Source organism: Rubrobacter aplysinae, from assembly GCF_001029505.1.
Taxonomy (GTDB): Bacteria; Actinomycetota; Rubrobacteria; order Rubrobacterales; family Rubrobacteraceae; genus Rubrobacter_A; species Rubrobacter_A aplysinae.
In genome coordinates, this window is record NZ_LEKH01000012.1 from 19,165 (window position 1) to 33,104 (window position 13,940).

A 13,940-nucleotide genomic window follows, 5' to 3' on the forward strand; every position below is an offset into this window, starting at 1 on the left:
AGCTTCTTACAGAATTAGCCTACTTGTGCGCGTGGACCCGTCTCCATTGGGGGAGCATCCCCAGCTTGCGCCGGAGTATGGCGGGCTCGAGAAGATCGTAGAGGATTCCATAACCGGCTCGACCAAGGTCGGAGCCCGTACCCTGAGCCGAGGTCTTTACGGAGTCTAGTTCTTCTAGCAGGACATCCAGGTCATATCCCATTACCGCCGCGCGTTCGGGGCCGAGCCATCGCAGGTACCGGCGGCACCACGCCTTACGAAAAGGGTTGCCGAGGCTCTCTCGCCATCGTTCAAGGGGCTCTCTTACCACCCGGCCATAGCCTCGGGTCCCGGATGGATCCCCCTTGCGCCCCTTGAGCTCCACGGAGCTGAAGGTCTCCAGCATAGAGCCGTCGAAGGGCAGATCCAGGTAACCGAAGACCTTGTGCCAGGATTCTTCCGGGGCGGTGACGAGGTCCTCGTAGCGTACGGCGCATACGCGATCACTGTTCGCCTCACAGGCTGCCACGAGGTTCTCCAGGCCGTCGAAGAGATCCACCTTGTGCCGGTAAAGGTTCCACCGGCCCCCGGCCCAGGTCTCGATCATGGAGGCCGCCACGGCCAGCGGGTTACGCCACAGAAAGACGAACTTCGCATCCGGGAAGGCCGCGAGTATCTCGTCTACGATTAGATGATAGCGTGGTGTCTTGTCGAGGAAGTATCGCGTACCCTCGGGCGAGACGCCCTCGTAGAGCTTCAAGACCATCTCCCTCAGTCCCGCTACGTACTCCTCGCGTCCACCGGGTAGATAACCGTAGAACTCCTCGACGGCCGACGCAGCGGCGACGTGATCGTACTCGGCGTAGGCCCCGCGATACTTCAGCGTGTAGAGTTGCGGCAGCAGTAGCCAGGGCTCAGGCGTGGAGTGTATCTCGGGATGTGCGGCCAGGATACGCTGGGCCAGCGTAGAGCCCGACCGGGGCAGAGAGAGGAGGAATACGGGTCCTGGCCCCCCGGTCCCCTGAGCCGGACTACCAGTCAACGTTCTCCTCGTAGCCGAGCTCGACAAGCAGCGGGCCGGCCACCTCTTTGGCAGCTTCCCGGTGCTCCGGGGCGAAACCGTCTTGCCAGCCCCCGGCCTGACCCTTCCTGAACGTCCGACCTTTCCCAAAGAGCCCGCCGCATACCTCTTCTAGCCTCTCCTCCCCGAGCTCGATTCCCAGATGTTCTGCGACCCGCTGCGTCGCCCGTCGCTGTGCCCCCTCATCGCCGCCACCCTCAGGGCCGACGAGCTCCTCGAACTTTACGAGCGCTGCGCCCGCCTGGCGCTCCCAGTCGAGGAACCTACGGTAACGCTCGTCGAGAGACAGCAGCGGATAATCGCCGAGCCAGCCGCCCCGGATGGAGTACATGAGACGCTCGTGGTCGTCGGCGAGGGCCATGTACTGCTCAAAGGCCTGGTGCCGGGGCCTCTCCTGCAAGTAGCGCATGTGGGAGAGCGCGGTATCCCGGGGGTCGCGCAGGATGCACACCATCTCCATGTTCTGCTCGCGCAGTAGCTCCCCGAACCCCGGGCTGTAGACGCAGTGGGCGCTTACCACCGAGCCTCCCGGCACCTGGCCCAGACGGCGGCCGAGCCACCGGCGGCTCGCCTCGCGCGGAGAGTCCACGCCGAGGGTAACCTTCTCGCGCCCGCTCGTTCTTACTGCCCGGCGCACCAGGGGCACGCGTCCGCCCTCTACCAGATAAGGGCCGATGCCGAGGAACTTGCCCGGCTCGCGGGTGCCCAACATCTTCTGAAAGGTCTTGCTAGACCAGAAAGGCCCGGCACCGGATACGGAGGTCGGTTTCAGCCCGCCAAAGTCCACCAGGTCCAGACCGAGCAGCGTCATCAATCGTAGCAGCAGATGGGTCCCGCTCTTCGGTACGGAGTTCGCGATCACTCTCATCTCCAGGCTCCTTTACCTCTCTCCAACGTCTGTTTAAAGCCACCAAGTGTTGGTAACTATAAGATCAAGTTTTCTGACTCTGCAAGGGTCATCTCCGTTTAAGCACCTTTAGCACGGGGGCCACCGAGAGGTTGACGTGGGTCCAGATCCCGGTCTTCCACTTGGCGGCTAGCACCATCAGGAGGCTCTGGAAGATCACGGACCCCGCAGAGACCGATGCAACCCCGGCGGCCCCGTAGGCTTGTACGGCCCAGATCGCCCCGACGAAGAAGAGGACCCCGCTCAGGATGGAGATCCACATGATCAAGGTCTGATTGCCGGTCATCTGGAGCGTGAGCCCGCACGAGCCGGACACCACGAATGCGAGCTTGCCGAGGCTGAGTAGCGCGAGCACCAGGGCCCCGCCCGCATAAAACTCTCCGTACACGAGGCCGAGTATCGGGCCGCCAGCGAGGGCGAAGAGCGCGAGCGCGATCACCGACGGTATCCCGGCGAGCGTGGCGAAAGGCCGTAGCATGCCCTCCAGGCGCCCCCGCTCGCCCTGTGCGTACATCTCCGCTATGACCGGCGGCAGGACGGCGTTGACCACCAGTAGCGGCATGGTGACCAGCGCAACGAATCGGGAGGCCGCGCCGTAGATCGCAACCTCCTCCCCGGAGCCGAAGGCTCCCACTATCCACAGGTCCGACTGGGTTAGAAAGAAGACGGTAATGTTGTTTATGAACAGCGGGGCGGAGACCCCCAGCACCTCCCGGACAGACGCCTCGCCTCTACCCGAACGGGTCGAGCCCACAGAGCGCATCCTTACCCTGAGCGCCAAGACCGACATGAACGTGGTGACCGAGGCAGAGCCGACCATTACGAGCATTACGGTCGTCAGGTCGGTCTCCCCGCCCGCGAGCCACACCGTGGCGAGGGCGAAGATCAGCATCACCCGCATTATCAGGCCCGCGCTGTTCCCGCCGGTCGCGACGCCTCCAAAAAGCGTGGCGAGCCGGATGTCGTGAAAACCCCGGAAGGTCTCGGCAAAGAGTTCCTGCACGGTGGAGAGCGCGATCCAACCCGCAACCAGCCCGGTTACCGCGACCAGCGCCGGAGATCCGAAAAGCCTCTCGGCGATTAGCGGACCGATTAGCAGATAAGCCCCGCTGCTCACGAGCGCCCCGGCCACCCCGATGCCGATCACCAGCGCCACGATGCGGCGGGCCCGATCCCGGCGTTCGAGGCCAAGTGCCTCTGCCACGAACCGGACCGCCGACCTGTTCAGCCCGAAGCACCCTACTATCGCGCCGAAGGAGACGATACTCAGGGCCAGAAAGTATGCTCCAAGCTCCCCGGGTGAGAGCATCCGGGCCAAGATGACGTTCGTCGTGAGCCCAATAACCGACGCCCCGACCTTGCCCCCAAGGGCCCAGGCGCTGCCGGACAGTAGCCGGTTCCTGAGCGAAGAGATGCCTGGTGGACGTGACTCAGAGCTCACGGTGTACCGCCGTCCGGGCACATGCCGGCCCTGCTATGGCCTTCGTGTCCGAGAGCTTCATAACCCCCAGCATAATAATCCAAACCCATCACCGGGAGCCGGAAGCGGGTCACCGGGGAGTTTGCCGAATCTTTACTACTTTGGTGCTACCCAAGCACGCACGTTGGGACGGCACTTTGCACCGTTTAACGTGCATTTAACCGCTTTTACCCCGATAAGCCCTTTAACGAGCCCGTCATACAGGATTACATGGCTCTCATAGGTTCTCAGGGAAGAGTATGAGCTGACTCTATTGATTCTCGAGCGCGGGCGCGCCGGTTGTATGCGACAGGAGCAACGTGGAACAGCGATTACGCCAGGCTGATGTAACTTTAGTCCCAACGAGGGTAGAGAGGTCGTTTGGTCATCAGACGAACCTCTTTAAGCAGGCGTGGCGGTGGCGTCTGGCGGTATGTGGCTTGCTCTGTTCGGATCTCGTGCTGGCGTCGCTGATTTGGTGGGCCGCCTACGTTCTGCAAGGGGCTCTGGGTCAGGGAGAGTTATCCCAGAGCTCCGTGGTAGCCATAGTGCCCTTAACTGCCGTCTGGATCGGCCTCCGCGCCCTGGTGGGGCTGTATCCAGGGTACGGTCTGGACTCCGTCCACCAGCTAAAGCGTCACACGAACACGGTGCTCGCCTCCGGTGGCACGATAATCGTCTTCGCGACCATGTTCCAGTTCGTGGACACCCTCTCGCGCCTGATGCTCTTTACGGGCTTGTTCGGGCTCCTGGTGCTTTCTCCCCTAACTCGCCACGCGACGAAGGCGATGCTCCGGCGTCTCGGGGTGTGGGGCAAGCCGGTGGTGATCATGGGCTCCGGCGACAACGGCGGGCGTACCGCCAAACTTCTGAGAGAGGAATGGGAGCTCGGATACCACCCCGTTGCCCTGCTCGACTATAGCCTAAAGGAGTATGACGGGCACCTGACGGAAGAGGGTTTTCCCGACGGCGAGAGCACCCTTCTCGACACGGCGGGGCTGGCCCGCAAAAGCGGCGTGGAGACCGTGCTGTTCGCCATGCCCCACGTGCGCCGGGAGCAGCTCTCCGTGCTCGTTGGCTGGGCCAGCGTCAACTTCCGGCATGTCCTGATCATGCCCAACCTCGCCGGCATGACGAACTCCGCCGTGGTTGCCCGGGACCTGGCAGGAAACCTCGCCGTCGAGGTCAGGTACAACCTGCTGGACCCGTGGGCGCTCCGGCTCAAACGCGCGCTGGATATCTTATTGACCGTGCTCGGCGGGGTAGTGCTCCTGCCGCTGCTGGCACTTTTGGGCCTGCTCGTGTACCTGGACTCTCGTGGCGGCAAGGTATTCTACAAGGACAAGCGGATGGGGCGGGACAACCGGTTATTCTCGTGCGTGAAGTTCAGGACAATGGTGCCGGACGCGGAAGACAGGCTACAACGTCTGCTCGACGAAGACCCCGTCGCCCGCGAAGAGTACGAGCTATACCATAAGCTGCGAGATGACCCCCGGATCACCCGCGTCGGGAATTTCCTACGCAAGACCAGCCTGGATGAGCTTCCACAACTATGGAACGTTCTCCGGGGTGATATGAGCCTCGTCGGTCCCCGGCCGTACCTGCCGCGCGAGTCCGAGGACATTGGGGGTACGCAGAACGAGATCCTGCGCGTGCCGCCCGGCATAACGGGCCCGTGGCAGGTCTCCGGGCGCTCTAGCACCTCTTTCGGAGACCGGGTGCGGATGGACGCCTATTACGTCCGCGACTGGTCGGTTTGGCTAGACATTCTGCTGCTCGCCCGCACTGTCGGGAGTGTCCTACTGTCCAAAGACGCGTACTAACGGGCACTAAAGATGATCCGGCTTCCACTATAGCCGTGCGGTCCGCGAAGACATCTAGATCCACTGGCACAGAGAGCCCGGACACCCCGGACCGTGTAGGATTTGTGGGACGCTCCCCGGAGCTAGGCCGCCCGAAGGAGGAGGAGCTGAAAGACAAGCCTCACGAACCAGTCTCCGATACGCTGGGGCTTGAGGTAAGCCTCGGCGACGGGGGCCGCGCCTACGCCGCTTATCCGAATCTTCGGGGGGCGCGCTGGCTCTTTCCCGCCGGCCGCAAGGAGATTCGCCGCGCCGGGCTCCGGGAGTTCTTCCACCCTCGGAGCCTCAAGGGACGGGCGTTCCGGGCCGCGGTGGCTAGCGGCGGTTTCCGGGGGCAGCGGGTATCGCTTGCCGAAGAGCCGTTAGAGAAACTCGAGCACGAGCTCGCCGGCATTCTCGGTGCTGAGGTGGACCTCGGATTCTATGTCGGCTCGCCCGGGGCGTACCGCAAGAGTACCGCGCTGGTACTCGATGCCACGGGCCGTACGCTGGCCTTTGCCCGAATAGCTACCAACCCCCGCACTCGGGCGAAGCTCGAGGCCGAACGCCACAATCTGCTCTGGCTCTCCGGCTCCCCGGAGCTTCACGGCCGGGTTCCAAGGGTGCTCGGCCACTTCCACTGCGACGCCAGTGAAGTACTCGTCATCTCCGGTGGGCCGCCGTGGCCCGGCCCCGACTCCATTACGGGCCCTCACCTGGACTTCTGTCAGGTTCTCTTTGAGTGCTCAGTCCCCGATGAACCCGGCAGAGTATTTTCGGAGAGTCCGGCGTATACGCGCCTCTTTAGTACCTTGGAGCGCATAGAGTCTGGGCTACCGGAGGAGACCTCCAGCCTGCTGTACAGGGCGGCGGATCGCCTGGGGCACGGCCTAGGGGAGATCCGGGTCCCGCTCTCCGTGGCCCACGGCGACTTCGCCCCTTGGAACACCCGGATAGGGACGCGAGGGCTTTTCGTCTTCGATTGGGACTATACCGCAGAGCGCGCCACACCCTTGCATGATCTGTTCTACTTCCATTCCATACAGTCCGCCTTGCTCGGCCGGAGGGAGCATCTGCCGGGCCGGGACGAGATCGAAAGCCTGCTACGGAGGATATGGCCCGAGGGGCGACGCCATCTCCCATGGCTATATCTGGCCTACCTGCTGGACGTTAGCCTCCTCTACGGCGAGGCGAGGGTTATAGAGCCGGACGCGGGCGAAGACAGGGTATGGCGCTGGTTCCTCGATCGAATACAGAGCTTTCTCGACGATGGCTCGCCTCTTTAGCAAACCCCGTGGAAAAGATTGCATTATCCTGTAAACCATGAAGGTGCTTACGGTCCACAACGAGTATCAGCAAGCGGGGGGCGAGGATCTGGTCTTCGAGGAGGAGGCGGATCTGCTAGAGGCCCGCGGTCACCAAGTGATGCGGTACCGCACGACCAATGACCGGGTGGAGGAGCTTGGCTATGCCGCCCTGACCAAAGAGACGCTCTGGAGCTCCGCATCCTACAGGGAACTGCGGGATGTCATGCGTACAGAGCGCCCGGGCGTGGTGCACCTGCATAACACCTTTCCCCTGATCTCACCCTCGGCCTACTATGCGGCCGCCTCCGAGGGCGTGCCGGTCGTGCAGACCCTCCACAACTACCGGCTGCTGTGTCCAAACGGGCTCTTTTATCGTGACGGTGCTCCCTGCGAGGATTGTCTTGGCAAGGTCGTTCCTTGGCCCGGAGTTCTGCACGCTTGCTACCGGAATAGCCGCGCGGCCACCGGCCTCGTCGCGGCGATGCTCTCCGCCCATCGGGCCCTTGGAACCTACTCGAGCAAGGTGGACGCCTACGTAGCCCTCACAGAATTCTCCCGGCAAAAGATGGTGCAGGGCGGGCTCCCCCCGGAGAGGCTACACGTCAAGCCGAACTTCGTTTACTCGGACCCCGGGCCAGGGAACGGGGAGGGGGGCTACGCGCTCTTCGTCGGCCGGCTCTCAAAGGATAAGGGAATTAGGACCCTGTTAGCGGCCTGGCAGAGGCTGGACAAGGGTGTACCGCTCAAGATCGTCGGCGACGGGCCACTCGCTGACCTCGTGGCTCGGGCTGCGGAAACCAATCCTCGCGTCGAGTGGCTCGGGCGAAAAACGATGCAAGAGGTGAATGCTCTCATGCGGGGGGCTCTCACCCTCGTCTTCCCATCAGAGCTTTACGAAACTTTCGGGCGGGTCGCGGCGGAATCTTTCGCCGCCGGTACCCCGGTAGTCGCGGCTAATCATGGCGCGGTCGCCGAACTCGTCGAGCACGGGCGCACCGGGCTCCGCTTCCGGCCCAGAGACGCAGCGGACCTTGCTTCTCAGGTGGAACGCTTGCTAGGAGAGCCCGAAGGCCGGGCCAGGATGCGCCGCGCGGCCCGTGCCGAGTTCGAAGAGAAGTACACCGCCGAGGAGAACTACCGACGTCTTATCGGGATCTACGAGTCGGCCGCCGGGGCGGGGGTGCGTGCTTGAACTCCGGCGGCGCGTCGCCCGGTGGCGCGAGTCTCACATCCAGAGCGGTGGTCGGGATGCGGGTGGACGCGACATCCTACGATGATGCCTCGGAGCGGATAGTCCGGTGGGCCTCGGAGCGCCGCTCGGCCTACGTATGCGTCGCCAACGTCCACATGGCGATGGAGGCCGCCGAATCGCCAGAGTTTCTGCGGGTGGTGGGCGGGGCAGACCTCGTGACCCCCGATGGCAGGCCGCTGGTGTGGGCCTTGCGGCTGCTCGGGGTGAAATGCGCTTCTCAGGTGCGCGGTACGGATCTTGTGGCGGAGGTGTCCGCCCGCGCCGCTCAGGAAGGCCTCCCAGTCGGGCTCTACGGCAGCAAGCCAGAGGTGCTCGGAGAGCTAGGGGAGGAGTTGCGGCGACGCTTTCCGGGCCTCGAGGTGGCATGCGGCATCTCGCCACCTTTCCGCGAGATAACCACCGAGGAGGATGAGGAGTTTACCCGTCAGGTAGCGGAGTCTGGGGCGCGCATTCTGTTCGTCGGGCTCGGATGTCCCAAGCAGGAGCGGTGGATGGCGGCACATCAGGGGCGTATACCGGCGGCTATGATCGGGGTCGGGGCCGCGTTCGAGTTCTACACCGGGCGTATCCCGCAGGCCCCGCGCTGGATGCAGTCTGCCGGGCTCGAATGGGCGTACAGGCTGTACCGGGAGCCCAGGAGGCTCTGGAGGCGCTACGCTCGACACAACCCGAGGTTCGTGGCGCTGCTCGCGCTACAGTTGGTCAGGGAATACGGAAGATTCGGGAAAAAGAGAGACGAGAAAGAAGGGTCGCGTGGCTGACGAGAACAAGAAGGCTCTGATCACCGGCATCACCGGCCAGGACGGCTCGTATCTGACAGAGTTGCTCTTGAGCAAGGGCTACGAGGTACACGGCATAATCCGCCGCGCCTCAGTCTTCAACACCGACCGCATAGATCACCTCTACCGCGACCCCCACGACCCCGAAGCCCGCATGCGGCTCCACTACGGAGACTTTACCGACGCCAGTGGTCTCCGCCGGGTTCTCCAAGAGGTGATGCCCGACGAGGTGTACAACCTCGGGGCCCAGTCGCACGTCAAGATCTCCTTCGAGCAGCCCGAGTACACCGGCAACGTCGACGCCCTCGGCACGCTGCGCTTCCTCGAAGCCCTCCGGGACGTCCAGAACGAGAGCGGCAAGAAGATAAAGTTCTACCAGGCCGGGACCTCGGAGATGTTCGGGGCCGCGCCGCCGCCACAATCCGACTCTACCCCCTTCTATCCCCGCAGCCCCTACGCCGTGGCCAAGGTTTACGCACACTGGATGACGGTAAATTACCGTGAGGCCTACGACCTGTTCGCCGCCAACGGAATCCTCTTCAATCACGAGTCCGAGCGCCGGGGAGAGACGTTCGTGACGCGCAAGATCACCCGCGCCGCCACCCGCATAAAGCTCCGGCTCCAGGACAAGCTGTACCTCGGCAACCTCGACGCCAGCCGCGACTGGGGCCACGCCGAAGACTACGTCGAGGCGATGTGGCGCATACTCCAGCAGGACTCCCCGGAAGACTTCGTCATCGCAACCGGAGAGTCCTACACCGTGCGCGAGTTCGTCGAGCGAGTGTTCGGCTACCTGGAGCTAGACTGGGAGGCCCACGTCGAGATAGACCCCGGCTACTTCCGTCCAACCGAGGTCGAGGCGCTCGAAGGCGACGCCACCAAAGCTCGCGAGACACTCGGCTGGGAGCCCAGGGTACGCATAGATGAACTCGTCCGCCGCATGGTCGACTTCGACTTCGAGCTAGCCCGCCAGGAGAAGACGCTCAAAGAGGCTGGACACGCCTTCGTCCCGAGAGGAGTAGCGAGCCAGTGAGCCCCGCAGACCAGATGGACAGAGACAGCAGGATCTACGTCGCCGGACACCGGGGCCTGGTCGGCGCCGCTATCCTCCGCAGGCTACAAGGCGAAGGCTATGAAAATCTGATCACGCGCACCAGCGCCGAGCTTGACCTTACCGATGCCAGAGCCGTAGAGGACTTCTTTGCCTCCGAGAAACCGGAGTACGTCTTCTTGGCGGCGGCGAAGGTCGGCGGCATCATGGCCAATGATACCTACCCGGCGGACTTTATCCGGGACAATCTGACGATACAGCTAAACGTCATAGACGCCGCATACCGTCACGATGCAGAGAAGCTCCTGTTCCTGGGAAGCTCCTGCATCTACCCTAGGCTCGCGCCGCAGCCCATGAAAGAGGAGCATCTACTGACCGGCGAGCTAGAGCCTACCAACGAGCCATACGCCATTGCGAAGATCGCGGGCATAAAGCTTTGCCAGTCCTACAATCGCCAGTACGGAAGCAATTATATAAGCGTCATGCCCACGAACCTCTACGGCCCCGGAGACAACTTCGACCTACGAAACAGCCATGTCCTGCCCGCGCTGATCCGTAAGTTCCACGAGGCTAAAGAGCGCGGCGCGGAGAGCGTGGAGGTGTGGGGCAGCGGAACCCCACGCCGGGAGTTTTTGCACGTTGACGATCTGGCCGACGCCTGCGTATATCTTATGCGGATCTACTCCGGCGACGAGCCCGTGAACGTCGGTGTCGGTCAAGATATAAGCATCGGGGAGCTCGCGGGTCTCGTGCGCGGCGTTGTTGGATTCGAGGGCGGACTCGCCTACGATACCTCTAAACCCGACGGCACTCCGCGCAAGCTACTCGACGTTAGCCGCCTGGAGAGTCTCGGCTGGCGGGCGAAGACTCCCCTGCGCAACGGCATCGAGCAAACCTACGAGTGGTTCCTGAGAACCTCGTCTGTAAAGAGCGGGGGCTAGAGTCCATAATTCCCCCGGCTCTACTACGATGTGCTCTACATTTTGTGGTTCTTTAGCACCGCCCTTTTTGCGCTGTTGGTGAGGTAGTACGATCCAGAATCTGGTCCACTACGCTTGTATTTGGCGAGCTTCTGGTATCCGTCCGACCATTTGTAGCGGACGCCGTCTCCCTCTGAGCCCCTCCTACCGGGGTACCAGTAACGGTTGCGGTACCCGCCATTATTCGCTGACTTTCTATAGATATTGCCGCCTCTCACGGCTTTAAACCATGCAGCGGCCTTGCCGTCTCTCTGGATGACGGTATTTCTATTTAGCCTGACGTTGTTCACGTGATCGTAAGAACCGCGATCTGCGTTAACCACCACGATGCCATTACGATTGCGCGCGAGCACGTTGCCGATAGCTCTTACATTATATGAAGCTGAAAGGCCGATGCCCGATCCAGCGTTTGGATCCCCCCCGTACCTGAGACCATTATTGTAGACTTTGTTGCCCCTGATAAGAACATTCTTGGTGATCTCAACCCGTATACCCTGCCGGGCGTGGTGATGGACCCGATTACCAACGATCCTCACCCGTTGCCTGCCTTCCTGGATGACGTCCGTCCAAATGCCGAAGTGGCCGTTGTGGTGTACGTTGTTGCGCACGATACGGGCGTACCGGGCCTGACTTATCTTCATCGCTCCCGCTTCCCAACCTGGGTCGAAACCTTTGATGCTGTTGTAGACTATCCTGTTATTGGCTAGGATTACACTCGCCTCGTTCGAGGCGAAGCCCAACTGACCACCGTGGTGTATACGGTTCCCCGCGGCGACCATCCCGGGCCCTTTTGAGAGCGCGAGATTGACGGTGTGAGCGTAGGAGAGGTTGTTGTTGCGAACCTGCCAGTAGTTCTTGCGATCGTTCTTTATTCCCGCCCCTGTCGAGTGACGCATGGTGAAGCCCTTTATGGTCACACGGGGAGCTCCACCGAAAATCCACCTGTTGCGCAACGTGACCTCCACGGTCTTGTTACGCGGGTTATTAGCGAGTAGTATGCGCCGCTGCCCATCGAGGGCAAACTCGCCTGCCTCCGGCCTGTCGTTGGTGAGATCTAGCTTTCTACCGTAGATGTAGACCTGCTCGGGCTTGCGGCAGCTGTTCGTGCCCGACTTGCAGCGCCAGCGACTCTCGACGCGCTGCCTAGGGTAGCTCTTTTCCGAGCGCCAGAGCCCGCTACTCGTCCTACGCCATCTCTTCCACAGCTCGCTGCCGCGGATCTCGGTTCCGCGACCCCCCCTGAGAGTAATGGGTTTGTTGATGGTAACCTTCTCGCGAAAGATGCATCTGTCCGGGGTATTTACTACGTCTCCTGGAGATGCGGCGTTGACCTTTTTCTGCAAAGAAACCTTGCAATCCGGCTTGAGAGCCTCCGCCCGATCAGGGTAAGCCAACGCCAGTACAACGGCCGCAATTACGCCGATAGCGCATGATAGTACAAGGCGCGGAGAAGCCCTCTTCAGGCTTCTCGGATAAGCGGGTATCGAACTATTGAACATGCGTCCCCTCCAGACTGTCTGGGTGGCAGGGACGCAAACGCGTAAGAAATCTCGCGGCAACCAGGCTACCTCGTCTCTGTTAGAGCTTCGAGGTCCTTAGGCTTTGCGTCCCCGCCTCACGGCGAGTTTGCCTTTATCGCTCTTATAGAATCAATTATCGGTAGGGCGTAGGGGAAACTTTAGCTGAAATCTGTTGATTCAGAAAAATAACCGAGCTCGGCTCGTAAGAGCTTTTTTACCGTTCCCGAGTAATACTATTCTCTTTCAGCACGGCGTCTTTCTCTTTATCCGAGAGTTGGCTACCATTATATTCGGCGGGGGTTTCTTCGTAGCCGGAAAGCCTCTCATAGTAGCGTTCCCACTTGTAGCGGCTCTCGCCGCTGGGCGGGTCCGGGTAGTAGTAGCGATTATCCTGACCTCCGTTGCCCGAGGCTATGTTGAAAATGTCGCCGCTGGGGTACGCTTTCATCCAGGCCACTGCCAGACCCTTCTCCTGTATCACGTCGTTTGAGGATAGGACCACGTTGGTTACCGTGTGGAAGCCTTTCTCCCGGTTCGCGTTGACCACCACGATACCGCTGTTGTTGTATGCGAGCGTATTGTCCGAGACCTGTGAATCGTAGGTGCCGGAAAGGGTGATGCCTGCGCCGCTCGGATCGTCCGGCGGGTAACCCATGCCGTTGTCGTAGACGACATTGCCGGTAACCTCAGCGTTCTTTGAGATCTCCACCCGGATACCCTGTCTCGGGTTGCCGTGAACCCGGTTGCCACGGATCATTATCTTTTGTGGGCCGGTCGTAGCCACGTCGGTCCAGATACCGATGTCCTTGTTCCCGAAGACTTCGTTTTTCTCTATGAGCACGTCCGTTGCGGCGCTGATCTTCATTCCCCCGGCTTCCCAGCCGGTTTTGAAGGAGGCAGTGTTGTTATGGTGGATTCGATTGTCGCGGATTTTTATCTGTGCTTTGTATGATGAAAGGCCCATCTGTCCAGCGTGATGCAAGTTGTTGTTCTCGATGACCATTCCTGGTCCTTGTGAGAGAGTTACGTTCGTTGTGTGGGCGTAAGAGAGGTCGTTGCCTATAACGCGCCAGTTGGCCTGGAGGTTGTTCTTGATCCCTGTTCCGGCGCTGTGGCGCATGCTAAAGCCTCGGATGGTTACGTTTTCCGAACGTCCCTCTATCCACTTGTCGCGGACGCTAACCTCCACGGTCTTTCCCGCCGGATTCTCGCCGAGCAGCACCCTGCGATCCCCATCGAGGGTAAATTCTCCCTCCCCGGGTCCGAGCCGGACCTGCTCCAGCGGCTCGCCATCGAGATATACCTGCTCCGGCTGCTTGCACCGTTGGCCGGTGCCTTCCTCGCACCGCCAACGGCCCTCGACCCGCAGCTCGGGATAGGTCTTCTCCGAGCGCCACACGCCGCCGTCAGGCTGCCAGCCCTTCCAGACGTCGGAGCCCCGGATCTCCGCTCCTTCTTCGGCGACCAGCGTTATTGGTTTGTCTACTACTACCGTTTCCCGATATACCCGGTCTCCGGGCACTCTCACCGTATCCCCGGGCTCTGCCTGATCTATGAGCTGTTTTATTTGTGCTTTGGCGACGGAGCTCTCAGGGCCATCGGCGGAATCTTCTGCTCCTATCAGACTCTCGCCCGAGACATCCCCCCATAACCCAAGAACCGTAGCTACGAGGACGAATGTCAGGAGAAGACCCGCTGGAATCAATATCTTCTTAGGCATCTCTTCACACCCTAATCTACTTCGACGCTCATTTGTGAGCCCCTGGTTCGAGAGCAGCTCGTGG

The 13,940-nt window shown here is 61.4% G+C and carries 11 protein-coding genes and 1 riboswitch; of the genes, 6 read left to right on the forward strand and 5 right to left on the reverse strand.

From position 1 onward, the window contains the following. Positions 1–19: 19 nt before the first annotated feature. The 3 genes from ABD53_RS11775 to ABD53_RS11785 all read right to left on the reverse strand — a co-directional run bounded on the left by ABD53_RS11775 (position 20) and on the right by ABD53_RS11785 (position 3,408). On the reverse strand, positions 20–1,021 hold the full coding sequence (locus ABD53_RS11775; RefSeq protein ID WP_047866005.1) for a sulfotransferase family protein: 1,002 nt from the start codon (positions 1,019–1,021) through the stop codon (positions 20–22). Then, the gene (locus tag ABD53_RS17330) at positions 1,011–1,928 is read right to left on the reverse strand and encodes a sulfotransferase family protein (RefSeq protein ID WP_047866006.1); all 918 of its coding nucleotides are present in this window, start codon (positions 1,926–1,928) and stop codon (positions 1,011–1,013) included. Before ABD53_RS17330 ends, ABD53_RS11775 begins: the two co-directional genes overlap by 11 nt. A gap of 88 nt (positions 1,929–2,016) precedes the next feature. Then, positions 2,017–3,408 (reverse strand): flippase, encoded by a 1,392-nt coding sequence (locus ABD53_RS11785; RefSeq protein WP_160309686.1) that lies wholly within the window; start codon positions 3,406–3,408, stop codon positions 2,017–2,019. 458 nt (positions 3,409–3,866) lie between these two features. Here ABD53_RS11785 and wbaP point away from each other — a divergent pair, with 458 nt between their 5' ends. The 6 genes from wbaP (at position 3,867) to fcl (ending at position 10,597) form a co-directional block, all read left to right on the forward strand. Next, complete coding sequence (wbaP, locus tag ABD53_RS11790) at positions 3,867–5,249, forward strand: undecaprenyl-phosphate galactose phosphotransferase WbaP (protein WP_053058008.1); 1,383 nt, start codon at positions 3,867–3,869, stop codon at positions 5,247–5,249. 104 nt (positions 5,250–5,353) lie between these two features. Beyond that, a complete protein-coding gene (locus tag ABD53_RS11795) occupies positions 5,354–6,553 on the forward strand; it encodes a phosphotransferase (protein WP_047866008.1) in 1,200 nt (399 codons plus the stop codon). Positions 6,554–6,590: 37 nt separating this feature from the next. After that, positions 6,591–7,766 carry a glycosyltransferase family 4 protein gene (locus ABD53_RS11800; protein WP_047866009.1) on the forward strand — a complete coding sequence of 392 codons (1,176 nt, stop codon included), beginning with the start codon at positions 6,591–6,593 and terminating at the stop codon, positions 7,764–7,766. Further along, the gene (locus ABD53_RS11805; RefSeq protein WP_200900375.1) at positions 7,763–8,587 is read left to right on the forward strand and encodes a WecB/TagA/CpsF family glycosyltransferase; all 825 of its coding nucleotides are present in this window, start codon (positions 7,763–7,765) and stop codon (positions 8,585–8,587) included. The genes ABD53_RS11800 and ABD53_RS11805 overlap by 4 nt, the downstream gene beginning before the upstream one ends. Beyond that, a complete protein-coding gene (gene gmd / locus ABD53_RS11810) occupies positions 8,580–9,638 on the forward strand; it encodes a GDP-mannose 4,6-dehydratase (RefSeq protein WP_047866011.1) in 1,059 nt (352 codons plus the stop codon). Before ABD53_RS11805 ends, gmd begins: the two co-directional genes overlap by 8 nt. A 14-nt stretch (positions 9,639–9,652) precedes the next feature. Beyond that, positions 9,653–10,597, forward strand: a complete 945-nt coding sequence (fcl, locus tag ABD53_RS11815; protein ID WP_047866049.1) for a GDP-L-fucose synthase — start codon at positions 9,653–9,655, stop codon at positions 10,595–10,597. A gap of 35 nt (positions 10,598–10,632) precedes the next feature. Here the strand turns inward: fcl and ABD53_RS11820 are convergent, their stop codons facing one another. Together ABD53_RS11820 and ABD53_RS11825 are read right to left on the reverse strand one after the other, a co-directional pair. Continuing rightward, positions 10,633–12,135, reverse strand: a complete 1,503-nt coding sequence (locus ABD53_RS11820) for a right-handed parallel beta-helix repeat-containing protein (protein WP_084709592.1) — start codon at positions 12,133–12,135, stop codon at positions 10,633–10,635. Between the two features lie 52 nt (positions 12,136–12,187). After that, positions 12,188–12,277: riboswitch (cyclic di-GMP riboswitch) on the reverse strand. Between the two features lie 93 nt (positions 12,278–12,370). Further along, on the reverse strand, positions 12,371–13,876 hold the full coding sequence (locus tag ABD53_RS11825) for a right-handed parallel beta-helix repeat-containing protein (protein WP_084709594.1): 1,506 nt from the start codon (positions 13,874–13,876) through the stop codon (positions 12,371–12,373). Between the last annotated feature and the right edge of the window lie 64 nt (positions 13,877–13,940).

What these genes read in the sequence shown, in the direction of transcription:
- ABD53_RS17330 (WP_047866006.1), bottom strand. Translation starts at nt 1,928, where the DNA reads ATGAGAGTGATCGCGAACTCCGTACCGAAGAGCGGGACCCATCTGCTG.
- ABD53_RS11800 (WP_047866009.1), top strand. Translation starts at nt 6,591, where the DNA reads ATGAAGGTGCTTACGGTCCACAACGAGTATCAGCAAGCGGGGGGCGAG.
- fcl (WP_047866049.1), top strand. Translation starts at nt 9,653, where the DNA reads ATGGACAGAGACAGCAGGATCTACGTCGCCGGACACCGGGGCCTGGTC.
- ABD53_RS11820 (WP_084709592.1), bottom strand. Translation starts at nt 12,135, where the DNA reads ATGTTCAATAGTTCGATACCCGCTTATCCGAGAAGCCTGAAGAGGGCT.
- ABD53_RS11825 (WP_084709594.1), bottom strand. Translation starts at nt 13,876, where the DNA reads ATGCCTAAGAAGATATTGATTCCAGCGGGTCTTCTCCTGACATTCGTC.